At 64.9% G+C, this 23,305-nt stretch carries 21 protein-coding genes and 1 pseudogene; 7 read left to right on the forward strand and 15 right to left on the reverse strand.

The features are described from left to right. Positions 1 to 27: 27 nt before the first annotated feature. Together ACIA48_RS01135 and treS are read right to left on the reverse strand one after the other, a co-directional pair. Entirely contained in the window at positions 28 to 1,371 is a 1,344-nt protein-coding gene (locus ACIA48_RS01135; RefSeq protein WP_396726828.1) for a maltokinase, read from the reverse strand. Then, on the reverse strand, positions 1,368 to 3,146 hold the full coding sequence (gene treS, locus ACIA48_RS01140) for a maltose alpha-D-glucosyltransferase (protein ID WP_396726831.1): 1,779 nt from the start codon (positions 3,144 to 3,146) through the stop codon (positions 1,368 to 1,370). The genes ACIA48_RS01135 and treS overlap by 4 nt, the downstream gene beginning before the upstream one ends. A 222-nt stretch (positions 3,147 to 3,368) precedes the next feature. On the opposite strand from treS, the gene ACIA48_RS01145 reads away from it, so the two are divergent. The 5 genes and pseudogenes from ACIA48_RS01145 (at position 3,369) to ACIA48_RS01165 (ending at position 8,153) form a co-directional block, all read left to right on the forward strand. Next, positions 3,369 to 3,758: a hypothetical protein gene (locus tag ACIA48_RS01145; protein WP_396728428.1), complete on the forward strand. Its 390-nt coding sequence runs from the start codon at positions 3,369 to 3,371 to the stop codon at positions 3,756 to 3,758. Positions 3,759 to 4,085: 327 nt separating this feature from the next. Then, on the forward strand, positions 4,086 to 4,871 hold the full coding sequence (locus ACIA48_RS01150; protein ID WP_396726833.1) for a PE domain-containing protein: 786 nt from the start codon (positions 4,086 to 4,088) through the stop codon (positions 4,869 to 4,871). Between the two features lie 233 nt (positions 4,872 to 5,104). Beyond that, positions 5,105 to 6,010 (forward strand): hypothetical protein, encoded by a 906-nt coding sequence (locus tag ACIA48_RS01155; protein WP_396726836.1) that lies wholly within the window; start codon positions 5,105 to 5,107, stop codon positions 6,008 to 6,010. A 697-nt stretch (positions 6,011 to 6,707) separates the two neighbouring features. Further along, a pseudogene (locus tag ACIA48_RS01160) lies at positions 6,708 to 6,833 on the forward strand (hypothetical protein); the annotation flags it as partial. 66 nt (positions 6,834 to 6,899) lie between these two features. Continuing rightward, positions 6,900 to 8,153 (forward strand): secretion protein EccK, encoded by a 1,254-nt coding sequence (locus ACIA48_RS01165; protein ID WP_396728548.1) that lies wholly within the window; start codon positions 6,900 to 6,902, stop codon positions 8,151 to 8,153. On the opposite strand, the gene ACIA48_RS01170 is transcribed toward ACIA48_RS01165, so the two are convergent. Beyond that, positions 8,150 to 8,383 carry a hypothetical protein gene (locus ACIA48_RS01170; protein ID WP_396726838.1) on the reverse strand — a complete coding sequence of 78 codons (234 nt, stop codon included), beginning with the start codon at positions 8,381 to 8,383 and terminating at the stop codon, positions 8,150 to 8,152. The genes ACIA48_RS01165 and ACIA48_RS01170 overlap by 4 nt on opposite strands. A gap of 92 nt (positions 8,384 to 8,475) precedes the next feature. On the opposite strand from ACIA48_RS01170, the gene ACIA48_RS01175 reads away from it, so the two are divergent. Both ACIA48_RS01175 and ACIA48_RS01180 read left to right on the forward strand, forming a co-directional pair. Further along, positions 8,476 to 8,961 carry a WXG100 family type VII secretion target gene (locus tag ACIA48_RS01175; protein WP_396726841.1) on the forward strand — a complete coding sequence of 162 codons (486 nt, stop codon included), beginning with the start codon at positions 8,476 to 8,478 and terminating at the stop codon, positions 8,959 to 8,961. Between the two features lie 110 nt (positions 8,962 to 9,071). Next, positions 9,072 to 9,890, forward strand: coding sequence for a hypothetical protein (locus tag ACIA48_RS01180; protein WP_396726844.1), 819 nt, complete (start codon positions 9,072 to 9,074; stop codon positions 9,888 to 9,890). A 2-nt stretch (positions 9,891 to 9,892) separates the two neighbouring features. Here ACIA48_RS01180 and ACIA48_RS01185 read toward each other — a convergent pair whose 3' ends face one another. The 12 genes from ACIA48_RS01185 to ACIA48_RS01240 all read right to left on the reverse strand — a co-directional run bounded on the left by ACIA48_RS01185 (position 9,893) and on the right by ACIA48_RS01240 (position 23,303). Beyond that, positions 9,893 to 10,201: a hypothetical protein gene (locus tag ACIA48_RS01185; protein WP_396726847.1), complete on the reverse strand. Its 309-nt coding sequence runs from the start codon at positions 10,199 to 10,201 to the stop codon at positions 9,893 to 9,895. Between the two features lie 5 nt (positions 10,202 to 10,206). Beyond that, a complete protein-coding gene (gene eccD / locus ACIA48_RS01190; protein WP_396726850.1) occupies positions 10,207 to 11,730 on the reverse strand; it encodes a type VII secretion integral membrane protein EccD in 1,524 nt (507 codons plus the stop codon). Then, positions 11,727 to 13,106, reverse strand: coding sequence for an AAA family ATPase (locus ACIA48_RS01195; protein WP_396726851.1), 1,380 nt, complete (start codon positions 13,104 to 13,106; stop codon positions 11,727 to 11,729). The genes eccD and ACIA48_RS01195 overlap by 4 nt, the downstream gene beginning before the upstream one ends. 84 nt (positions 13,107 to 13,190) lie before the next feature. Further along, entirely contained in the window at positions 13,191 to 13,490 is a 300-nt protein-coding gene (locus tag ACIA48_RS01200) for a WXG100 family type VII secretion target (RefSeq protein ID WP_396726854.1), read from the reverse strand. 30 nt (positions 13,491 to 13,520) lie between these two features. Then, entirely contained in the window at positions 13,521 to 13,823 is a 303-nt protein-coding gene (locus tag ACIA48_RS01205) for a WXG100 family type VII secretion target (RefSeq protein ID WP_396726857.1), read from the reverse strand. A gap of 92 nt (positions 13,824 to 13,915) precedes the next feature. Beyond that, positions 13,916 to 15,187 carry a PPE family protein gene (locus ACIA48_RS01210; RefSeq protein ID WP_396726860.1) on the reverse strand — a complete coding sequence of 424 codons (1,272 nt, stop codon included), beginning with the start codon at positions 15,185 to 15,187 and terminating at the stop codon, positions 13,916 to 13,918. A gap of 35 nt (positions 15,188 to 15,222) precedes the next feature. Beyond that, positions 15,223 to 15,516, reverse strand: coding sequence for a PE domain-containing protein (locus tag ACIA48_RS01215; RefSeq protein WP_396726862.1), 294 nt, complete (start codon positions 15,514 to 15,516; stop codon positions 15,223 to 15,225). Between the two features lie 166 nt (positions 15,517 to 15,682). Then, positions 15,683 to 17,443, reverse strand: a complete 1,761-nt coding sequence (gene eccCb / locus ACIA48_RS01220; protein ID WP_396726865.1) for a type VII secretion protein EccCb — start codon at positions 17,441 to 17,443, stop codon at positions 15,683 to 15,685. Next, positions 17,440 to 19,674, reverse strand: a complete 2,235-nt coding sequence (gene eccCa / locus ACIA48_RS01225; RefSeq protein WP_396726868.1) for a type VII secretion protein EccCa — start codon at positions 19,672 to 19,674, stop codon at positions 17,440 to 17,442. The genes eccCb and eccCa overlap by 4 nt, the downstream gene beginning before the upstream one ends. Beyond that, positions 19,671 to 21,152, reverse strand: a complete 1,482-nt coding sequence (gene eccB / locus ACIA48_RS01230; RefSeq protein WP_396726871.1) for a type VII secretion protein EccB — start codon at positions 21,150 to 21,152, stop codon at positions 19,671 to 19,673. The genes eccCa and eccB overlap by 4 nt, the downstream gene beginning before the upstream one ends. Before the next feature lie 2 nt (positions 21,153 to 21,154). Then, entirely contained in the window at positions 21,155 to 22,876 is a 1,722-nt protein-coding gene (eccA, locus tag ACIA48_RS01235) for a type VII secretion AAA-ATPase EccA (protein WP_396726874.1), read from the reverse strand. Further along, positions 22,869 to 23,303, reverse strand: a complete 435-nt coding sequence (locus tag ACIA48_RS01240) for a YbaB/EbfC family DNA-binding protein (protein WP_396726877.1) — start codon at positions 23,301 to 23,303, stop codon at positions 22,869 to 22,871. Before ACIA48_RS01240 ends, eccA begins: the two co-directional genes overlap by 8 nt. Positions 23,304 to 23,305 lie beyond the last annotated feature (2 nt).

The following is a 23,305-nucleotide window of genomic DNA, read 5'->3' on the forward strand; positions in this document are numbered from 1 at the left end:
CTCAAACACTCAGCAGCGCAATGTCTTTCATCCGACAAGTCGAGCGATCGACTTCAGCGGAATAGGCAGCCAACTGGGTCGGTGCCGGGCTTCGTAACCCGCCTCGTACACCGCCTTGTCGAGTTCGTAGGCCAGCAGCAGCGGCCCGGCGTCACGCGGATCGGCGCCGGACACCTCCGCGTAGCCCTCGCAGAACGATCCGGCGTTGCGGTCCACCCACTCACGGGCTCGCGCGGCGAGCTGGCGGTCCAGATCCCCGTCGCGGGAGTCGCTCGACTGGTCCATCAGCCGCTGGTAGGCCGCGTACTCGTAGGACCGCAGCATCCCGGCCACGTCGCGGAGCGGCGAATCCGGGCGTCGGCGCTCGTCGAGCGGTTGTCCCGGCTCACCCTCGAAGTCGATGACCAGCCAGCTCTCCGGGGTGCGCAGCACTTGGCCCAGGTGCAGGTCACCGTGCACGCGCTGCACGACAATCCGCTCCTCGGCGAGCTTGCGATAGCGCTCTTCGATCAGCTCCACGTACTCCGCGAGCTCCGGCACCGCACCGGCGACCGCCTTCAAGCGCTCGATCATGGTGTCGGTCGGGAACAGAGCCGACTCGGTCTCCAGCTTCTCGGCCAGGGTGGCGTGCACCGAGGCAACGGCTTCACCGAGGCGGTAGGACTCGCCGGCGAAGTCGCCGCCGACCTCGTCGGCGTACAGGTCGCCCTCGGCGAACAGGTCTCGGGTGCTGGCGAGCGCCATGTCCCAGCCCTCCGCGGAGTTGGCCGCGAACTCGGTAACCATGCCGAGCGCACAAGGTTCGCCATCCCACGTCGTCTCGAAAGACCCCAGCAGCCGCGCCACGTGTGGGTTGCCCGCCCGCGCCAACACTCGGTTGAGCTCGATGTCCGGGTTGATGCCGGGGGTGATGCGGCGGAAGATCTTGAGGACGGCTTCCTGCTCGAACACAACGCTGGTATTGCTCTGCTCGACGCCCATCAGCCGCGGTGCGATGTCGAGCGGCAGCGTGGCGTCAGGCTCCTTGAGGAAGCGCACCGGCGCATCGGACGGGCCAACGGTCCTCGACGTGTCGATCAGCGACAGCAGATACTGGCCGGGCTCGGGATCGTAGAGGGCGTCGTAGGCGGTGCGATCGCCGTCAGTGCCGATGGTCGCCGCGTCGGCAAACTCTTCGATCGGCTCGACGTTCCACTGCACGATGACCTGATAGCGCTCGGAACTGCCATCGGTGTACGACGCGTCGACCAGCACGAGGTCCAGGTCGTCGCGCAACGAGACGCTGACAGACGGTTCGGCCGACGCGAGTTCGCGGCTGCGGCCGGCGTACCAGCGTTGCTGCGGCAGCCACTCGTTGAACGAAAGAGTCACGGCGCGCCTCCCGGTTCCGGTTCAGGTTCGCGCAGTGCGAACCAATAGAACCCATGGCCGGGCAGGGTGAGCAGGTAGGGCAACTGGCCGATGCGCGGGAACTCGACGTGACCGGTCATCTCGACGGGCATATACCCGTTCCAGTGCTGCAGGTTCAGCTCGATGGGCTGCGGGAAGCGCGACAGGTTGTTGACACACAGCACGGTGCCGCCCTTTTCCTCGTCTTCCATCTCGCGAACGTACGTCAGCACCGATGGATTCGAGCCGCCAAGCTCGCGGAACGCGCCGACGGCGAATGCGTCGTGGCGTCGTCGCACCGCCAGCATGGTGCGGGTCCAGTTCAGCAGCGACGTCGAACTGTCGCGCTGCGCTTCGACATTCACCGATTGATAGCCGTAGATCGGATCCTGGTTAGGCGGCAGATACAGCCGACCGGGATTGGCGGTGGAGAACCCCGCGTTGCGGTCGGGCGTCCACTGCATCGGCGTGCGCACGCCATCGCGGTCACCGAGCCAGATGATGTCGCCCATTCCGATCTCGTCGCCGTAGTACAGGACCGGCGATCCAGGCAGTGACAACAGCAGCGCGGTGAACAACTGCATCTGGTTGCGGTCGTTCTCGAGCAGCGGTGCGAGCCTGCGCCGGATGCCGACGTTGGCTTTCATCCGGGGGTCTTTGGCGTACTCGGAGTACATGTAATCGCGCTCTTCGTCGGTGACCATCTCGAGCGTCAACTCGTCGTGGTTACGCAGGAAGATGCCCCACTGCGCCATGTCGGGAATGTCAGGTGTCTGCGCCATGATCTCGGAGATGGGGAAGCGCGACTCGCGTCGCACCGCCATGAAAATCCTTGGCATCAGCGGGAAATGGAACGCCATATGGCATTCGTCGCCCCCGGTCTTCGGATCGCCGAAATACTCGACGACGTCGGCGGGCCACTGGTTGGCCTCCGCCAGCAGGACACGGCCGGGGAACTCGTCGTCGATGACCTTGCGGCAGTGCCGCAAAAAGCCGTGCGTCTCAGGCAGGTTCTCGCAGTTGGTGCCCTCGCGCTCGAAGAGGTAGGGCACGGCGTCGAGTCGGAAGCCGTCGATGCCGAGGTCCAGCCAGAACCGCAGGACGTCGATCATGGCTTCCTGCACGGCCGGGTTGTCGTAATTCAGATCGGGTTGGTGTGAGAAGAAGCGGTGCCAGTAAAACTGTCGTCGCACCGGGTCGTAGGTCCAGTTGGACTCTTCGGTGTCTACGAAGATGATGCGGGCGTCCTGGTACTTCTCGCTGGTGTCGCTCCAGACGTAGTAGTCGCCGTAGGGCCCGTCGGGGTTGCGACGCGATTCCTGGAACCACTCGTGCGAATCCGAGGTGTGGTTCATGACCAGGTCGGTGATGACGCGGATGCCTCGGCGGTGTGCCGCATCGAGGAGTTCGACGAAGTCCTCGACGGTGCCGAATTCGGGCAGCACTTTGTAGAAGTCGCGGATGTCGTAGCCGCCGTCGCGCAGCGGGGAGTCGTAGAAGGGCGGGAGCCAAAGGCAGTCGACGCCAAGCCATTTCAGATAGTCCAGGCGTTCGGTCAGCCCGCGAAGGTCACCCGCCCCGTCGGCGTTGGAGTCGTGGAACGCGCGGACGAGGACTTCGTAGAACACGGCGTGCTTGAACCAGGTGCGGTCCTCGGGCAACGCGCGGGCGTGTTCGAAGTCTTCCGCCGTCGGATGCTCGACCACGCCGTTCTCGACGTGGCTGCCTTCCGTTGGGTCATGGTCGGTGAGTTCCATACAAGCTTCAAACCTACCCATGTCCGACGGAAATGAATCGCCCAGAATCTGGCGTTCGCCGGCATGTTGTTTGCTGGTTTTCTAGCGGTTGTACTGACGGTCTAGACGGGCTACGGTTTCGTCCGTCTCGATCCGTGAAAGAAGCGAGTGGCTGTGGCTGATTCAGCACCGAATGACGGCGAAGCTCCAGTAATTGTCGGCATGTCCGACGCGGCGATGCACATGTATGACGTGGCCATCGACGCGCTGCCGGATGCACATGATCCGGAGTTCGCGGATCGCGCCGGGGTGATTCTGGCGGGGCTGCGCAAGCTCACCGGCTCGCTGACGGATGCGGCAGGGCGTGGCCGCGCAACGCCGTCCGTGGTCGTCGCGTTGAGCGGTGTGCGCAGGCGCTACGACGACTTGATGGAGACGGCGGCCAACGGGCCGAGCGCGACGCTGGGCCAGCGGCTGTATGTGGCGCGCGGGCGGGCGAAGCTCTCCACCAAGGAGGCGGCGAACGGTGTGGGTCTGCGCAGGGACCTGATCGAGGCCGTCGAGGTGGAGGAGCCCGCGACCGAGGAAGAGACCTCGCGGATCAAGGATCTGATCGCCGCACTCGGCGGTTAGTCTCTGCGCCGAACGTGGGTTACCCGCACGCTCTGGACGAGTTTCGCGTGACATAACTCCACGCTCGGCGCCGTTCGGCAATTTGCTCGGCGATATCTGGGCGCTTCTTTGTCCTGTCCTCGTCGCTTTTTCTTCGCGACGGAGCCGGTGACTCTTATGTCGGTGAAGTACCTGGTAGATAGTGGTGCCGCAAGGCCCATTCGCCGACGTCGGCTAGGCGGATTTGGTGCATATGGCGATATCGCAGTTCCGGTAGCATTTTCGTCGTGACGGCTGAGGGGGCTTGCCAGGCATTCAGCACGGAGCCGATTGCCATGGAGAGTGACAGTGACTGAGGACTTGCGGGTCGACACCACGCTTGTCCGTCAGTCCGGCGGCAAGTTGGAGACCATTGCGGGATTGATTCCGGAGCCGCCCGCCTCGTTCAGCCCCGCAGGTGCCGATGCCCTTTCGACGGCGATCGCCGGGCGGGTGTCCGAGGTGGTTGATCCGGTGCTCGCTCAGATGCCGTTCGCCAAAGACGAGTTGACCCGATTTGCTCAGAACGTCATGGAAGCGGCGGACAGTTACGACGCCACCGATCGTCAGATCGCTGAGGAGATTCTCAAGCGGTTGGGGATTCTTGAGGACGCGGCCGGTCCTGGAGGTCGTAGCCCGGCAGCTGGCGCCGCGTCTGGTGCGCCGGCATCGGCTGGGGCGGGCTCACCTGCAGCGGGGGCAGGCCAGACGGATCAGATGGGCCAGCTGATGCAGATGCCGATGCAGTTGGCTCAGCAGGCCGCACAGATCCCGATGCAATTGGCGGGGTTGGCCGCCGCGATTCCGCAGGCGATGATGCAGGGCGTTCAGAGTGCGGTGCAGCAGGCCAGTCAGATGGCGCAGTCAGGCGAGGGTGAAGAGAAGCTTCCCGAGGACGAGCCGCTGAACCCGGAAGAGGCGCGCGAGGAGCGGACCGAGGAGAAGGTGGAGCCGGAATCCGAAGCTGCGCCGGGTAGTTCAGGTGGCGAGCGGGTGCCGGACGCTAATCCACAAGAGCCCGCGCCGGCGGCACCCGCTGCACCAAAGCCCGCACCGACGCGTCCGGCTGAAGCTGGACCGGAGATCGCATTGTGAGTTTTCAACCCCCCGGCGGTCCACCACCTCCGCCGCCGCCTGGTGGTCCGCCGCCCGGATCCGGGAATCCCTATCCGCCGCAGGGCTATCCGGGTCTCCAACAGCCGTGGCCGCAGCAGCAATGGGCAGGTGGTTCCCCGCCGAAGAAGCGCGGCAATGGCTGGAAGTGGGGACTCGGCGCGCTCGCGTTACTGGTTGTCATCGGAGTTACTGCCGCAGTGACGATTTCGGTCATGAAGGACGGTAGCGACGGCGCTAATGGTGATCCATCGCCGACGGGTGAGACGTTCGGTTTGGCGAGTGCCGATGACAAAGGCCCTGCAAACATCATCACGGAAGATCCAAGCTGCGCGGCGTGGCTTCCAATCGATCGCAACTTTTCGGACGCGGCTAACAAGGGATGGAACGGTCGCGACACGCAAATACCGGCTACCGACTGGACACCCGAACTGAGAGACGCGTACGAGGGAGTCGGCAGAACACTGCGGACCAACGCCGATCAAGCTGTGCAACTGGCGCGCGTCACGCCTCATCGGGTTATGCGCGAACTTTACGAGCAGTTCATCGCATACGCCCGAGCCTATAGCGACGCTGTTCCTTCCTACCAAGCAAGCGACGACAAGCTGGCAAAAGTCGTACTCTCTACTTCGACAGTTCTTTCCGACGTGTGCTCGTCGATCGAATGGAAATCAGCGCAATCTCGCGCACCATTCGTACCCCCGTCCCAACCACCATCGGAGATTGCTCCGCTTTCGAGTCCTGGGAATCCCCAGCGGATGATGACGGACCTTGATCCGACATGTCCCAAGTGGAAGACGCTTATCGACCAGTTCTCCGCGGACACACAAGACTGGATCGATCTGAATCCGAACATTCCTGCCAAAGACTGGACTCCTAGCCAGCGCGCCGTCATCGATCGAGTCACTCCGGTGATGGAAGAGAACGCGGACGCGGTTGAGGAGCTTGGGCGAAAAAGCTCCAACCCACAGATCCAGGACTTCGCGGTCTTTTCGGCTCAGTACCGCCGCGCATATGTGGCAGCGTTACCTACCTACGCCGCTGCTGATTTCTACCTCTCGCGTGTCGCAGCGCGCGCAACGTCTTTGATCTCGTCGGCATGTGATGCCGTGGGGGCTTAAAGTGGCTATCGGCCGTCCTCCTGATCCGTATGGAATTACGGACCCACCGGCTTGGCCCGATATTGACGAAACACGCCTTCAGAAGTGCGCCAACGCTTTCAAGTCGGCATCAGCTACCGTCGAGGCTCAATGGGAAGCCGCAAAAGGCGAGCACTCTACGATGTTCGGTGGAACAGGCCTCTGGAGCGGGGGCGGAGCTAGCGCCGCTTCGAAGAAGCATCTGGAGAAGCTGGCCGAACTTGAGACTGTCAAGAATAACCTCCTGACTTCTGCGACCCTCTTCCAGAATAGTCACGATGCCGTCGTGACCTCCAAAGAACAGATACGCGAAATCGTCAGAACCGCAACCGAAGACATTAATGACGTCATGAACAGTACCGATACACCTGGGGAAGACAAGCCGGGGCAGATTCAAGACATTATCGATAAGGCGCGCAACGACAGCCAAGATGCTGTCGACGCCGAGGCATTGAAGTTTTCCGGTGATAAGGCGCCGCCGGAAGCCCCTCAAGTTGATGATGGAGATGGTCCGCAATGGTTCGGCCCTAACCAACCGCAGCGTCCGCCGGCGCTTCCGAAATCGAACGACGATGGAACCCAATCCACGGACAAGCCCGACGTCGCGCCACCCCCGGCACCCGAACTCCCACCGGTAGAAGCAGAGAACCCTGACGTAACCCCACCAATCGACAAAGCGCCGCCGGCGCCTCCGGCACCCGCCGCGCCTCCCGTCGAGGCGCCTCCGGCTGCGGCTGGTCCGGGAGTCCCCGGCATGCCAGGCCTTCCTGGAATGCCCGGCGCCCCAGGCTCTCCCAGCGCACCATCGACGCCGAGCCTCGGGTCGCCATCAAGTCCGCTGTCGAGCCCGTCGGCGCCGTCCGCGCCGTCCGTGCCCACCTCGCCCAGTACCGCCAACGCCGTACCCACCACGCCGGTCCAGCAGCTCACCGAATTTCAGCGATCCATGGCCGAGGCCGCGTCGAAGGCGGCCCAAACACCCCTCCCGCCAACGCAGCCCGCCTCACCTTCGATGGGCCCCGCCCCCATCTCACAGCCTCTCGCTACCCCCGCACTCCCCGACGCTCCCACGGCTGCGACCCCTCCACCACCGAGCCCTTCCGCACCTGGCCCAACGGGCGGCACCGCAGCGCCCGTCGCGCCTGCGCCGGGTCCTGGTGCCCCGGCCGCACCACCCGTACCCCTGGGCCAGCCCGCCACACCTCCACCCGCTGCACCCGTCGCACCCGCTGCCCCCGCCGCGCCAGCCATCCCACCGGCAGCCGCGGCCGCCGGCGCCAGCACCGTGGGAGCCCCTGCGCCCGTTCCAGTTTCGGCCGCTCGCGCCCACCGCGAAGCCGTCGCTGCGGCCGCCACCGCCGGTGCCCTGCGCCGTCGCTCCCCGGGCAACGATCCCGCCATTTTCGCCCAACGCATCGCCGCCGCCCTAAACGCCAGCACCACCGACGTCGGCTTCGTCTGGCTCACCGGCCTGGCCAAAGACGGCTCGATCATCGTCGCCAACAATTACGGCCTCGGCTACATCCCCGACGGCGTCAATCTCCCCGAACAGGTCACCATGGCCACTGCAGACGAGAGCATCGCCGCCGCCGTCCGCGGCACCTGGACGACGTATCCGATACTCGCCCTTCATGGTTGGGCTCAACACCACAACACCGAACTTCGCGCGGTCATCGCCACCGAGGACCAGTTCAAAGGATTCGACCCCGGCGCACCCAAGATCGTTCTGCGCCCCGACGACATCCCGGAGAACGGCACCATGGAAGGCCGGCACCGCCTCCAAGTGATCGCTCCCGACGCCGCGGTCACGCTGGCTGCAATAGCCAGCACCGGTCTATCCGAACTCTTGCCACCGGCTCAGGCCGACGCCAATCCACCCGAAGACAAGCGTGCGCAGCTGTGGTTCGAGGTCTTCCGCCCGCTCCTGAGCAATGTTCCCGACCGCGCTGTCGTGCAGATCGAGGCATTCGTGGCGTACGCCGACCACGCGCAGGAGTTGGCTCTGCACCGCGCACACACCGCCGTTGAACCCGCCGACCAGCGCGCCGCAATTGCCGATTGGATCTACTGGCAGCACCTCAGCGTGTTGATGTCCGACGCTATCGTCACCGAAGCAACCGTCTAGCGCGAAGCCGGCCTTTTGTCGGGATCATCCGATTCCCAATGCGCCCATTCCGGCAGCGGCGTCGGCGGCACCATGCCCATCTGCCCCAGCGTGCCAAGGGTCGGATCGATCTTGTGCCGATAGTTCACCTTGCGCCTGCGCACGACGTACACGGTCGCAACGGTCAGCACACCGCCCGCGACGAACACGAGCAGCGCGACCTGGAGTACCGACAGCAACACCGCAATCACATTACGCAGAATGTCGACGGGTCTCTTCGACCAATTGAGCCCGCATTCGAAGAACTGCAAATAGCGCCTCGTGGACCCGGGATAATCGACTCGTGGCTACTTCCATCTCCGCCGTCGAGGCTTCCCAGCCAGCGCGCCTGGTGGATGCGGCCGCCGAAGTGGGCGCCATGGCATCGCGGCTCGAGAGCCTGATCGACACGCAGCGCGGCACTCTCGCTGAACTGCGCAACGGGTGGACGGGAGAAGCGGCCGACGCCGCCATCGCTCGCGGGGAACAGAACCTTGCCGTCCAGGAAACGCTGCGCGGCAAACTGCAAACCCTTCACGACGTGCTGTCCTCCGGCGGAGGACAGCTGAACTCGGCGCGCACGGCGCTCCTGGACATGGTCAGTGGCTTGCGCAGCCAGGGCTGGGAAATCTCCGATGACGGGGTCGCGACACCTCCGCCGAACCTGTCCGAGGCTTTCCGCAGCGTCCCGCAGGCGTACACGCTGATGATGCAGAAACTTCTCACGACCTACGCCGTCATCGACGATGAGACTGCTGGCAGGTTTCCCGTCTTCGAGCCAGGCGGATGATCAGCCCCCTCAGATTTCTCGTTGTCCTCGCGACAGCTCTGATCACGGTGTCTGCCTGCAGCACTTCAGCTCCCGAGCTTCCCCCCGATTCCCCGTCAGAGATGCTCAGCATGCTCACCGGCCGCGACGACCTCCTCACGAACGTGACAACGTACGGATGGGACGACGGTGGCACGGCTGCCGGCGCACGCTTCACCTGGATAAGTCAGCAGGACAACGACGCGAACCAAGCGGCCGCGGCACTCGCAAACTTCCTCATGTCCAACCACACCAAGTTGGCAGCGTTGGACTCCGGATTCCTTGGCCTCACGAAAGTGTCAGCCGCACAACTCAATCCCCAGCTGGTCCGCAGCTACGCCACCGCACTGGCTCCCCACCTCGGTGAGCTCGTCGGTGGGCGGCAGAGCGCCTTCGACTCCCTTCGCGCGCAGGTTGCCGACGATCCGCTGGCGCTGCGCAACCTGCTGTCGGTCTTCGTCGCCGACCCCGAAGCCGGCCGGACCGCCGTCGAAGCGACACACGCCTCAGCCGAGCAGTACGAAGAAGCTGCCGCGGCAGACCCACCGGACAGCGACGAGTCAGTCGCCGCCCTCAAAGCAGCGGGTTCACTATTGGGCGCCGCCTATGGCGCGGTCGAACTCGCGAACAGCGACATCCCGACACCGTCCAGCGGCCAAGCGACCAGCGAGATGGCCGTACGGATTGCTGCAATCCTGGTGCCGGCCGATCCCAATCCCGCGATCGTCAGCAAGTACGTGCAGGACGGCCGGCTGATGTCGCCCACAGAGGTCGAGAAGCAGTTCTCCAGCACCGCCATGCGTACGTACTATCTCGATCTCCAGAACTACATCGGCACAAAGGGATTCGAAGACGGCCACAACGCGTTCTTCGCAGCGTTCAAGGACAGTTCGGGAGTGCCGCTCGGGTGACCTCAGTTCGGGATGTCGACGCCGGCGATGTCGGCGGCCGTAGCTTGCTCCGAAGCGGAATACCCGCGAGATGCCGCGTCCAGGCTTTCGCTGTACTCGCGCACACTCTCGACGGCTGCGGAAACCGCCATGTTGATGCCCTCTTGCGCCTTGCGACATGACTCGGCAGTGAGCAGATCCCCCACCGAGGAGGCGGCGTCGCCAACGGGCTCGTCGGCCTGAAAACGGCTCAGAGTCTCGGCCGCATCACCGAAAGCCGCTGTCGCACTGTGCAGCGCCTCGGGATCGAACTTCGGAACCTCGCCACTCATCGCGATCAGAACCGCAGGTTCCGCAGCAGGTCGTACACGCTGGCGATCCACAACAGCAGCGGGATCATCGCCGCAATGGCCGCGCCGTCAAGCAATTCGAGAATCCGCTTGGTCACCGGCGACACCCGCTGCACACTGCTGGCCGCTCCCACCACGATCAAGGTCACGATCCCCAGCGCTACGTACAGGCTGAGCACAAGCCACGCACGGTCGGGATTCCACAGCGACAGCTTCACCATCAACCCGGTCGGAATCACGACTACCGCGGCCAACAACGCCCAGGCACACCACCGCTCGGCGTAGAGCCGAGAGCGGAATCCACAGATCGACATGGCAAGCCCCGCAACGATCATGCTGTGGACGAAGAAATGTCCTTGCACCACAACGGTGATCGCGCCGATCGCCAGAATCAACGCGCCCGCGGTCACGAAACCGATCAGCAGTCGCGTCGCCAACTGGCTACGTTCGTGCAGCCGCGCGGCGGAGTCCGGCACCGACTCGATGATCGCCTGCCAGGTCGGTGATTCATCGCCGACGGGCGTGGCGACCGGATCGAGAAGTTCCTCGCTTCCGACGGTTTCGCCGGGCGCTGGAATCGGCGGCAACGCAATTCGCGCGACGGCCACCGTCAGCTTGGCCGCGTTGGTCACGATGATCAGACCGAACGCGATCGCGCCTGCGGGCACCCAGTACTGCCATCCATAGCCGAACGCGACGGCCGCCGCGGTACCCGCGATCGACGCGACCGCGAAAAACGAAGCCAGCTCAGCTCTTTTGCGCGGTCCCCCCCGCGTGGCGAGCGTCAACAACAACACGACCGCGGCCGCACCGGCGGCCTGCGGCGCACCTAACCCGCCTACGCCATTCGGCAGCGGTACAGCGAGCGCCGCCGCACCGGCCAGCGCGGGTATCGCCGCGACGAGCATGCTCTCCGACATGTCGATGTTCTGGTAGCGGTTGGTCGCCAACATGCTGCCGCCCAACAGTCCCAGGCCGAGAACGGCCAGCGCCACAGCCCACCACCAGGTGTGCCCGCTGCGTGACCACGACACCAACGACATCACCGTCACCGCCAGCGCGGTGAACGGAATCGCCAGGCCAACAAACCGATTCAATGCGGTGCGGTCGAACTCAGGCGACTCGTCGAGCACCGCGATCGCGTCGATCACGTCCTCGACCAGCGGCCGATAACGTTCGGTCCGGCTGACCGAGACCAGCGTCAGCAGGGAGCCGTCGACCACACCGGCGTCGTCCAACGATTCGTTGAACCTCAGCGGTGGTGCGCCAGGGCGCGCGAACGCCCACACGCCTTGCGCCGAGAAGTCGAACCCGGCGAGGACGTCCTTCGGGGTGTCCTCGAGGAGCTCGGCCAGCACCGACACCGTCTCATCGATATATGTTTCGATCGGTGCCGATGCTGGCAGCACCAGGTCGGTCATCCGTCGCCCGGTCAGGATCGTCACACGTGTGGTCGATGGCCTGCCGGGCGTCACTCCCGACGCGGGTGCCGCAGCGGCGGTGGAGGTCAACGGCGTTCGAGCCTGTCGAAGTCGTCGGACAACCCTGCGGCCAGCTCGACGATCCGGCGTCGGAAGTCCTTACCCAGGAGGTCCAACTGGATCTCCGTGCCTGCTGCGATGTGCTTGTCGTACGGCAGCACAACTACGCGGCCCGGCGGGACATGGCGCTCGAACTGCTGCACCAGATCCTCGATATCGATGTTCGGCTTGCCCGGCACGACGTGATTGATCACCACGCACGAGCGGCCCAGCAGATCCTGGTACCCGTTCTGGCGCAACCAGTCCATGGTGATCGCGGCCTGACGAGCACCGTCGATCGACGCGCTCGCCACGATGACCAGACCCGAAACCGTGGACAGCACACCGCGTGCGGCGGGTTGGAAAAGCCCGGCACCGCAATCGGCCAGCACCAGGTTGTAGTAGCGCGACACGATACCCGTCGCGCCTTTCCAGTCCTCGTCGTTGAACTCGCGACGCGCACCGCTGTACTCGTCGGACGACAGCACCTCGAGGTTCGAGCCGTTCATGCTCGTGTACGCACGAATGTCGTTATACCGCGCAAGTTCCTTGTCCGAGAGCAAGTCTGCGATCGTCGCTGCCGACTGACGTCCCGCACGATCGGCGAGGTTGCCGCCGTCTGGGTCCGCGTCGATGGCCAGGATCCGGTCACCACGCACCTTGCTCAGCGCGGAACCGAGCGAGACAGTGATGGCGGTCTTTCCCACGCCACCCTTCAGCCCGAAGACCCCAATCTGGTACGAATCCCGGGCATTTCGGCGGATCCGGGTATGCAGATCCATCTCATAGAGCTCGTCGGGCGACGGCCCCAGATTGATGCGCGTCAACAAATACAGCAGGTGCCGCCAACCGCGCTGGGAGGGCATCTTGACGGCGGACTTCACGCCGACGTGCGACAGCGCATCGATGGCGCGATGGTTGCCGATCGTCGCCGCCGACGTCTGCGCGGGCTGGCCCGCCCGGCGCATCACATCGATCTCGGATTGCCCCTCGGCGAAGTGTTGCGAAGGCGCGGGTGCCGGTGCGGGCCGTGGAGCCGGTGCCGGTGCCGGCCGCTGCTGCTCAAAACGGGCGCCTACCGGGCCGGTGGCCTTCGGTGTCCGCATCATCCCGTTCGGCTGCTGTCGCTGCGGCGCCATCGAGCGCGTAGCCGGCATCTGCGTCGTGACCTCGGTCTGACGCGGTGGCGGCGCGGCGGCGGCCTGGGTCTGGTGGGGATCGACGGGCATCGCCGGCGGCTTCACTTCGCTAAGGCCGGGGCCGCTGGCGGGCGCCGGACCTGTGGCGGTGACGTCGCGATCCGCGTCGTCGGCTGTCTTCACGGCGTCCCCGGAAGAGTGGAAAAGCCGGTCATAATCTGCCGACATGAGTACCTCTCATTGCTAGAAGTTCGAGACGCGCGGTGGGCAGGTCAGCGTGAGCTGTCCCGCCCACCTAGGCGCGACGTCGTGCTAGACGAACCTCGTGGTGACGGCCGCTTCGGTTTGGGCCATGGTCTCGCCAGCCTGACTGATGGCATGGCCCAGCTGTTGGAGCGCGGTGTTCAACTCAAGAGAAGCGTTGTCCCAGCGCGTCTGCACGGCAAGGTAAGCCTCGGAGCCGCTGCCGCCCCAGACCGACTGAAGCGTCGCCAGCGACGCCGCACCCTCATCGAGTAGCCCGTGCACTCGAGCGACGACGCCTCCGACCTCGCCGGCCCCGCCCTCAATTGCGCCGAAGTCCCATAACTGCGGTCCATTGGTAGAGCTCATACTCTGTCCTTCCGTTTCGATTGATCTGGGTCAGATGCCCATGTTTTTCATCGCGGCCTGCACCACCGAAGCTTGATCGGTGTCAGTGGCCGTATAGTCCGTGCCCGAACCATGGATATTCGTGCTGATTTCGTCCAGCAATGTGCGTTGGGTCTGCGCGGCCTCTTGGTAGCGGGTGACTGCCAACTGAGCGGCGTCACCTGAGTCGCCTAGCCACCTTGCCTTGAGCCCGGCCGCGGTGGCGTCGACCTGATGCATGATGGCTTGGAGCTCACCCGAGATTCGTTCGAAGTTGCCGGCCTCTTTGGCGAGGACAGCAGCATCAGTTTCCATTCCTGCTGACATTGTGTGCTTCCTATTCCTTTTCCTGTGTCCTCACCACTCGATGGCGAGTCTTTCCGGTCACGGGACCGGGAAGTCTGTGATTACCAGTCGTCTTCTTCGTCTTCTCCGAGGTCTTGGGGCAGCACGGAGGGCGCCGTCAGACCTGTCTTGGCGCCACCGCTCTTACCGCGCTGGCCCATTCCGTGCATCGGCCCACCCCCACCGCCCGCACCGACCGGCGCCAGACCCATACCGCCCGCGCCGGCGGCGGCACCGACCGGCACCAGGGGCTTGGTCTCGCCGATCAGGTTGGCCAACAACGGGGTTCGCGGCGCGGAGCCTCCTGCACCCGGCAACGACGCCGCGCGCACCAGCCCGGCGCCCGAGCCAGCACCCGAGCCGCCGGCCAATGGATGATTGGACAGCGGACTGGCACCGATGAGGCCCACTTGAGCCTTGTCAGCGCCGCCCAGGCTGCTGAACAGCGCCGACACCTGCTGCAGTGGCTGCGTCAGCTGCTGCATCGGCTGCATGATCATCTGGCTGGCCTGCTGCGGAATCTGGCCAACCACCGATCCGATCTGCGACGCCGTCTGCATGCCAATCTGCATGCCCTGTTGCATCTGCTGAGCCTGCGGTGCGGCATTTTCGGCCTTCTGCACCTGACCTTCGGCACGCTGAGCGGCCATGTTGCTCTGAGCAGCCGCGTTACCCGCGGTCAGCAGTACCGATTCCATCTTCGACTGCGTGCTGACCTGTGCGATGGCCGCATTGCGCACCGCGGCAGCGGGCGCCATGGCCGCCGCCGACGCGAGCGCTGCGGCCGCACCACTCTCTCCGACGCCGGGCATCACGATCGGCTTCGGCGGTGCGATCAGCTCGAACATCAGGTTCAGCAGCGTTTCGGTTTGGTAGACGTCCATCGCCCCCGCAGCCTGATTCCACATGCGGATGAAGTAGTCGATCTCATTCAGCGCGATCGGGATGGTGTTGACCCAGAAGAAGTTGGTGGCCTCGAGCACCGCGTGCGTGATGTGGTTCTGCTCGATCTCCACCAGCGGCGGTGTGGTCGCCATCGCGGCGGTGTAGGCGTTGGCCTGCGCCGTCGCTTGCAGTGCCCGCTTCATCGCCTGGGCGGAAACCGTCCGCAGCCAGACGACCATGGGCATCGTCGAGGCAACGGCCCTCTCACTTGCTGAACCACTCCACGCCGATGTCAGGGCAGTCAGACTCGCGACCAATTCGTCGGCCTGAGTCTCGAGGGATATCGCCAGAGCTTCCCACCCCATCGCGGCCTGAAGCATGGGTGCCGGACCAGCACCCAACATCAGCCGCGCAGTGTTCACCTCCGGCGGCATTCCATGCCATTCCATCGCTTGTTGATTCCTCGCTTATGGTCAGCGAGATCTCAGAGAGTCGCGGCGTTGGCGGCGTCGACCGCTGCGTAGGTCGCCGCGCTCTCCATGTACGCCGCGCCGGCCCGGGAAAGTTCCTCCTGGGCAAAGGTGTTCAGCGCAAGGGCCTCGATGCCCTCCTTGGCGAACACTGCAGCCGCCTGAGCGGACACCTCGTCGGCACCGGCGGGCACCAGTGCAGTCACCGCGGCGGTGGCGACGGTACCAGCGGCCAATCCGCGAACACCGTTTGCGACTACCTGCGCGCCCACGCCGACGGCCGCCGGGTTGTGCTCCAAGGGTTGCATTTGCGCTATCTCCTCGTACATAGATGAATTGCCTGGTTATTCATTTATGAAGGACCTAGCCTACATAGCCAGTGAGTCTGGAATCTTCCCCCGACCCCGCCGCTCGCACCTGAAACCATGTTTGCTAGGACGTCTCCGATTTATACTAACCGCGTCTGAGGGGTGGTCAGAACACTTCTTCTTCCGGTGGATCCACATACGCCGCCTGGATGACCTCTTTGGCATCCGGTGACACGAGAAACGCCTGGCCAGGAGGCCGGCGCAGCACCTTGATCTCACGTGAGGGGAAGTCCACCTTCTCCCCGGACAGAAACAATGTAGGTGTACCGGCGCCATAGGCGGCACCTACGAACTTGTCCAGGGTGGCGCGATGCGCCTGGCTCATCTGGCACGTCACGATGATGTGCAGGCCGATATCGGCAGCGGCAGGCAACAACGGGAACAACGGCGCCATCGGGGAAACCATCCCGCTGGCTGCGACGATCATGTGCCAGTCGTCAACCAGCAGCACCACGTCGGGGCCCTGCCACCATGACCGCGACCGCAGCTGGGAGGTGGTCAAGTCTGGTGGGGGCATCCGCTTCTGCAGGTTGCCGGCGAGGGCCTGGATCGACACTTCCAGCGTGGACTGGTTGCGGTTCACCGCCCCGGCATTCAGCAGATGGCTGTCCGGCACCGCGTCGAGCAGCCCAGACCGGAAGTCGGCCAGCATGAACCGCACCTGCGACGGATCGTTGCGCTTGCAGATGGCCTGCGCCACCGCGTGCGCGATCCGGGTCTTGCCCGACTTCGGCGCTCCGAAGATCAGCAGGTGCGGCGTGAGGTGCATGGCGTTGTACGCCACCGAGAGGTCCGACTCGCGCACGCCGAGCGGAACCGTCCACCGTGTGCGGTAGTCGCTATCGGGTCCGGGTGGGTTCGGGTCCAACTCGTGCAGGTAGATGCGCTCCGGTAGCACCCGGACCTTCGGCGCCTGGTCGGTGTTCTGCGCGCTGATGGTCTCCACCGCGTTGGACATCGCTGTGACGATGTCGTCGGCGCTGTGCACACCGTCGAGCCGGGGGACGCCAATCATCAAGTGGTGCTTCTCCTCCGAGATCGCGCGCCCGGGTCGGTTCTGCGGGATCTCGCGGGTGATGCGGTCGATCTGGGTTTCGTTCACGTCGCCGAGACGGAACTCGATCTTGGTGCCGAGGTAGTCACGAATACGTGACTTCAGCTCGGTCCACCGCGGCGTGGAGATCACCGTGTGCACCCCGAACTGCAGGCCCTGTCCGGCGAGGTCTTGGACCACCGGCTCCAGGTCGGGGAACTCGGCGACGAATGCGGGCCAGCCGTCGATGACCATGAACACGTCGCCGAACGGGTCGACGGCGGCGGGGTGGTTCGGATCTTCACGCATCTGCCGGTACGCCGCCATCGAGCCGACGCGTAGCTGCTTGAACAGCGCTTCACGCTGGCGCAGAACGGCTTTCATCTCGGCGACGACGCGGTTCACCTTGTCCGGTTCGGAGCGGGTGGCCACACCACCGACGTGCGGAAGATCCTCGAGGTAGATCAGGCCGCCGCCGCCGAGGTCGATGCAATAAAACTGGACCTGTCGCGGGCTATGCGTCGCCGCGGCCGAGAGCACGAGCGTCTGCAGGAACGTCGACTTGCCCGTCTGCGGTGCGCCACCGACAGCGATGTTGCCGCCCGCCGACGACACGTCGACACCCCACACCTCTTGGCGGTGCCGTCGCGGTTCGTCCATGATTCCCAGCCCGAACCGCAGCGGCTGCCGTTGATGATCGCGTTCGATGAGCTCGTTCACCGGAGTCGGATCGGCCAACGGCGGCAACCACATTCGATAGGCGCGGGTTTCGCCGGTGTCGAGCTGATCGATGATGACCTCGCGCAGCACCCGCTGTTCCGGTTGGACTGTCACGACTGAGCTCCCGCCGCGTCGAAGATCGGCGCTGCCGTGAAATGGCGAATGCGGATCCGGTCCGGACTCTGAGCCCGCGGCTTGACTTCCCCGTCGTCCTGCACCGTTGTCGTCGGGACATAGTTGACGCCGGTGTACACGCTGTGGAACTTGACGGGGTCCTCCATGCCGACCCGCAGGAATCCGACGCCGCTTTCCTTGTTCGTGATGTATTGAGCCTCAGGGGTTCCGATCACCGCCTTGGACTCTGCCGAGCTCGTGGTGCGCAGTGCGATGCGGTAGGTGAGGTTTGGCTCGAGCTTGTCGATACGCACACCGCCGGTGTTCAGCGACTGCGTCGCGAGCAGCAGATGCACGCGCAGCGACCGGCCGACGCGGCATATGCGGTCGAACAACCCGATGAAGTCCGGATGGTTCTGCAGCAATTCGGCGAACTCGTCGACGACGACGAAAAGCGTTGGCAACGGCGGCAGATCGGCGCCGCGCTCACGGTGCTTCTCGTACTCCGCGACTCCCGACAGCGCCCCCGCTGCGCCTACTTGGATGCCTGCCTGCCGCAGGATCGACTGCCTGCGGTCCAGCTCACCGGTGAGGACCTCACCCATGCGGCTGACGAGTTCGGCTTCCTCCTCCATGTTGGTCACCACTGCGGCGGTATGCGGCAACCGCTCCATGCCCAGGAACGTCGAACCACCCTTGAAGTCGGTGAGCAGCAGGTTGATCTGGTCCGGATGGTGGGTGGCCGCCAGTGACAGGATCAGCGTACGCAGGAACTCCGACTTACCGGAACCTGTTGTGCCGATGAGCATCCCGTGTGGGCCGGCGCCGAACTCCGCACCCTCCTTGATGTCGAGATACATGATGTCGCCGGTCTTCAGTTCATGGCCGAACGGGATGCGCAGCCGGTCCCGGTCGGTGTCGGTGAACATCCGCCACCTGTTGGGCGTCACGTCTTCGATCGTGTGCGCGCCGACGAGTTGGTGCCATTCGGTGGCGACCTTCTTCTGCACCCGCACGCTCTTGTCGATGATCGTGCCGGTGATCGACCATCCGGCGAGCTTGCGCGCGATGCGGTTCGCGTGTTCGGGAGTCATCCGGTCGGTCGCCGAGGTGATCAACCGGAAAGTCTGGTTCGGCAGCCGGTCGTCGGCCGTGCCGTCGGCGTCGACGCGAATCCGGTACGCCGAGCCGCGGTGGTTCCCGAGCGTGAGAACGGTGACGCCGGCCCGGCCGTCGACCGGGAAACCGGCCCTACCGCCGGAGAGATCGACGACCACGACGTACGGTCCGCTCGGTGTCGCGTCGGGCGTGTGCGGGCCGCGCGCGGTCAGGTCACTCAGCCCGTCGGGGCGGGTGAACACCAGTCGCGTCGCACCCGCGGCGTCCGTGTCGGTCTGGTGTTGCACGTGCGGCAGCCACTTGAGCCAGGCCCAGCTCGGGTCTTCCGGATTGTCCGTGAGCACCCGGATCTGCAACAGGTCCGGCGGATGGAACACAGCAAGGTGGCAGATCATCGCCGTGAGCAAGCCCGCCGCCCCGTCGGGGTCGCCGCCGACCGCGATGGTCGGAAAAGTCCGTAGCTGAACCAGTTTCGGGCAGTCGTGAATCAGGCCGTGGGTGCGGAGGAACTTGGTGACCCACATATGGCTGACAGGTTCGAGGTGCGGTGCTGGAGCACCTTGCGGACCGGCCAGCTCGCCGCCGACGGCAGGCTTGAGCAGGCGGTCGACCGCAGGCTCGGCGCCGAGGCCGATGCGCACGGCCGAGAAGAAGTCGGCGTTGGTGGGACGCGACCATTGCCGGTTGGTCCCGATGATCGAGAGGAGATCGTCGGGATGCGGTGCGTGGTAGTTGAAGAACGTCACCTGGGCAGCGGCCGACGACGTCACCCGGGTGCGCAACCCCGCTAGGTACCGCAGGTATTCCTTGCGGTCGGCGTTGATCTCGGGCACCTTTTTGCCGCCGGGACCGCCACCGGCCATGAATCCGACTGTCGCCATGATCATCATCAGCGGCATCATCAACATGTACGGCGACAGCTGACGGATGCCGGTGAAGATCATGATCGCGATCATGCCGAGCATGCCGCCGCCCATGACCCACGGCAGCGCCTTCTGGATGCCCGACGGCGGGATCTCGACACCGAGGTCATCCGGTGGCGTCACGTTGATCTCGCCGGGCGTCAGCCGCGGTCCGCGCTTGATGATCGGCGTGAACTTCTTGGTGGTCATCGGCCACCTCCGGTGTTCGCGGTGACGGGTTGAGCGCCGGCGCTGGTGCCGTCACCGACCTTGCGCGGGTTGGGGTTCGGCGGCAAGGTGTCGTGCTCGATCAGCGCCGCCTGTTTGGACAGCACCGGACCGTCGACCAGCAGGCTGACCACCTGCCACGGGGCGGTCACTGGTGCACTCAGGCCGATCGTGCTGCCCGTCTCCTCGTCGGGCAGCCCGTAGCGCACCCCCTGCGGATCGATGTAGTACAGGCTCTCGCCGTAACGCGGATCCGGCGACTGCAGCCGGATGTACTTACCGCCGTCGAGGTAAACCCTTGCGTCGCCGCCGATCTGGTCGATCCCAGTACTCATCGCGGACGGGGCGATCGGCAGGTGACGGCCCGCGATCACGGTCGTCTTCGGGGCCTGATCGCCCGGTTCACGCTGCCACGACCAGCACAGCGTCGGCGCGTCCTCACGCAGCAGAATCTCGAGTGGCTCATCCGGTAGCGGTGAGCCGTACACCTGCTCGGCGATCTTCGCGACCGTGCTGGCCTCGACGGACGGCGGCGTCACCAGCCCGAAGGAATTGGTGGCTCGTAGGGCCGCCGCCGTGGTGCCATTGATCCGCGCCACACCGTCGGGCAGCACCACAAAGTGTTGTTCGCCGTCTTCGGTCAGTGCCATGAACACCGAGCCGATCACCAGATTCGGCGGCAACCCAACGGTATTCGGTTCACCGAACCGGGCGATGGCGGGCAGCCGCAGCGGCCCAGCGTTTGGCAGGGCGTTGAAGACGCCCTCCGAGACCGGCGTCGGCTTGGACGTCACGGGGACACCCACCGCCGATGTGACCGCGCGGTCCGACAGGTCGATGGCGTGCCGTCCGGTTTCGGTGACAAGCCAGTTGTCCTTCTCGTAACTCACCAGCAGGCCCTCGTCGGGGCGCATGGGGCCGACCGACGAGTCGAGGTAAAGCGGTTGCACCACAACCGATGTCTCGATCTCCGGCGCCACGCTCTCGGGCTTGGTCACGGTATCGCACAGCGTCCACATCGAGTTGGCGCCGCCGACGGGGGTGGCATACGGCGCACCGGGAATGCCAATCGGCTGCCCTTTGTGCATCCGGTCCAGCTCGTCTGACTTCACGGCGACCGGAGTGCCGGCGTTACCCAGCACCAGGCGCGCCGACGTCAGGTTGTAGACGGGCCGTAGCTGATCGCTGCCGGGAATCACGACGTAGAGCTGGTTGGTGGTGCGGTCGACGAGAAGTGTGTCGCTGCCGCGCTTTCCGAGCGGTTTGAAGTACGCCAGCAGCGCCGCACCCAGACAGATCAGCACGGCGATCACGATGCCCGCCGACACCGCACGGCTGTAGAACTGCAGCGGGTCATCGAACATGCGGGTGTCCCGTCGGACTATCGCGTGCTCGACCCTGCGCAGCAAGAAGCGCCAGCCGCTGACCTGCACCTTGGTGGTAAGCCGGAAACTCGCCATGCCTACTCGCCGACGCTCAGTCGCGCGTGCACACCGGAAATTGCGGCGGCCATGTCGTCACCATTGATCTGGCTCAGCTCGTCGACGCCAAGACTCTCGAAGTCCAACGACCGGGCCAGCCGCATATCGCGGTTCTGCTCACCGGCCTCCACCAGCTGACGCGCGTACCGGCCGTTGCCTGCGATGTCCAGTGCCGGCTTACCGTTGAGCGCACGCTGGCTCAGCAGTGTCGCGGCTTCGAGCACCCGCTTCGCTGCCTCGTCATCGAGTGACGAATCATTGTTCTGCGCAATCACTTTGGCGATGTCGACGATCTCGCTCGGCAGATAGGAATCGAACTCGATGCGGGTCGCGAAACGCGAGCGCAGACCGTCGTTGGACTCGAGCAGCCGATCGATGTCGTTGCTGTAGCCCGCGATGATCACAACCAGCCGGTCGCGATCGTTCTCCATCCGGGCCAGCAGCGTGTCCAGCGCTTCGGTACCGAACGGGTCGGCACGGCCGTCGCGCTCCTGCACCAAGGTGTATGCCTCGTCGATGAACAGCACGCCGCCGATGGCACGATCGATGGTGCGGCTGGTTTTCACCGCGGACTGACCTTCGTACTCGGCGACGAAATCCTTGCGCGAGGATTCGACCAGCTTCGGTTCGCCGATGACGCCGAGCCCAGCCAGGATGTTGGCCACCACGCGGGCGATCGTCGTCTTGCCCGTACCCGGCGGGCCCGCGAAAATCATGTGCTTGGACGCCTGGGCGACCTTCATACCGCGCGCCGCGCGGATCTTCGCCATCTGCGTCGCGGCGCGATACGCCTCGATCTGCTCCTTGACGCGGGTGAGCCCGATCTGACGATCCAGTTCGGCCTCTGCTTCGGCGAGCAGCTTTTCGCGGCCCGTGTTGTCCGCCTCGACGCTTGCCGCGTCCCACGGATCCTTTCGCGCGGCGATCTTCTCGGCAGTGGTGGTCACCATTCGATAGTTCGGATCCTTCAGCGCCGCAGCGACCTTGGGCTCGGGGTGGGTGGCCTGCAGCCACTCCAGCAGCCCCACGGCCGATTCTTCGTTGCCTTGCCCGCGGCGCGTCATCGCGAGATACCACGCGATGGCGGGCGCGCATGCCTCACCGGCCGGCGACGAGTTCGACTCGGTCAACCGTCGTTCGGCCTCGGTGAATAGCCCCAAGCTCGCCGCGGCCACGCCGTGCGCGACACCTGCGGCGGCCGCGAGGAACTTGTCCGGCCAAGCGCCGGCGCCCTTGACCTCGTCGATGACATCGGTCCAGCGCTCGGCCGCGCCATAGATCACCGCCTTCACCCACGACACCAAATGCTCTGCACCGATTGACGGAACGTCCTCCAGCGCCTCCATGGCATCGGCATAGTTGCCGACCGCGGCCTCATGGACGGCGAAGCCCATCGTGATGGCCAACGGCGAATTGATCGGATAGGTGATGTCGCCGAACTGGCCACCGATCGGCACCCGCGCGTTGACGCTGTTCATCGAAATCTCGGCGTGCCCGGCCAGCTGTCCGAAGTTCGCACGTGAGTACCAGGCCCGGAACAGCGTCACGCGGTCGGTGTCACCGCACCGGATTCGTCCCACCCATGCGTCGCAAGCGGTTTCGTCCATTGCCGTGATCTCGGAGAAGATCTCGAACGATCGCGCCGGAGAGCTGGGCAACATCCCCACCGCGCTGCTGAAGAGGTTCGCGAGGTGGTCATTCATCGTCGTCGCCCCCGTACCGTGTCGCGAAGACCTGCGACCGTGCCGCCCTGGTGTCTTCCGGCGACGGCAGATCCAGGTCGCGCGTGAGGAAGTCGCGGGTGGCCGCGTCGTCGTGGCCCTGCTCGCGCATGCCCTCGAGCATCAACGAGTACTGCGCTGACTTCGCTTCCTGCGTGGCCAGGCCCGCGATGACGACGATCTCGTCGGCGAGCTCGGGTTCGGTCATATCTGAGGTCCTCGAAGACAATTCGATCTGCTTGACGCGGCCGTCCATGAAGGTGGTGACGGTCACGGTGCGCGGCGGATTGGTCACGGTGAACGTAGGCACCGGTATTGCATCGTCCGGGTGCGGATCCGGACGCGAAAAATCGAGCGCGGCCAGATCGTCGCGCTCGTCGGGGTCGTATGGCTGATGCTCAGCCGCCATGT

Origin of the sequence: Mycobacterium sp. NPDC051804 (assembly GCF_044452905.1) — a bacterium.
In the GTDB taxonomy this organism is placed as follows: Bacteria; Actinomycetota; Actinomycetes; order Mycobacteriales; family Mycobacteriaceae; genus Mycobacterium.

Bases quoted from the DNA above. Each gene is read 5' to 3' on its own strand.
- ACIA48_RS01205 (WP_396726857.1), bottom strand. From the start codon at position 13,823: ATGGAAACTGATGCTGCTGTCCTCGCCAAAGAGGCCGGCAACTTCGAA.
- ACIA48_RS01185 (WP_396726847.1), bottom strand. From the start codon at position 10,201: ATGAGTGGCGAGGTTCCGAAGTTCGATCCCGAGGCGCTGCACAGTGCG.
- ACIA48_RS01200 (WP_396726854.1), bottom strand. From the start codon at position 13,490: ATGAGCTCTACCAATGGACCGCAGTTATGGGACTTCGGCGCAATTGAG.
- ACIA48_RS01215 (WP_396726862.1), bottom strand. From the start codon at position 15,516: ATGCAACCCTTGGAGCACAACCCGGCGGCCGTCGGCGTGGGCGCGCAG.
- ACIA48_RS01155 (WP_396726836.1), top strand. From the start codon at position 5,105: ATGAAGGACGGTAGCGACGGCGCTAATGGTGATCCATCGCCGACGGGT.
- treS (WP_396726831.1), bottom strand. From the start codon at position 3,146: ATGGAACTCACCGACCATGACCCAACGGAAGGCAGCCACGTCGAGAAC.
- ACIA48_RS01180 (WP_396726844.1), top strand. From the start codon at position 9,072: ATGCTCACCGGCCGCGACGACCTCCTCACGAACGTGACAACGTACGGA.
- ACIA48_RS01240 (WP_396726877.1), bottom strand. From the start codon at position 23,303: ATGGCGGCTGAGCATCAGCCATACGACCCCGACGAGCGCGACGATCTG.
- ACIA48_RS01210 (WP_396726860.1), bottom strand. From the start codon at position 15,187: ATGGAATGGCATGGAATGCCGCCGGAGGTGAACACTGCGCGGCTGATG.
- eccA (WP_396726874.1), bottom strand. From the start codon at position 22,876: ATGAATGACCACCTCGCGAACCTCTTCAGCAGCGCGGTGGGGATGTTG.
- eccCa (WP_396726868.1), bottom strand. From the start codon at position 19,674: ATGACCACCAAGAAGTTCACGCCGATCATCAAGCGCGGACCGCGGCTG.
- ACIA48_RS01145 (WP_396728428.1), top strand. From the start codon at position 3,369: ATGTATGACGTGGCCATCGACGCGCTGCCGGATGCACATGATCCGGAG.
- eccB (WP_396726871.1), bottom strand. From the start codon at position 21,152: ATGGCGAGTTTCCGGCTTACCACCAAGGTGCAGGTCAGCGGCTGGCGC.
- ACIA48_RS01195 (WP_396726851.1), bottom strand. From the start codon at position 13,106: ATGTCGGCAGATTATGACCGGCTTTTCCACTCTTCCGGGGACGCCGTG.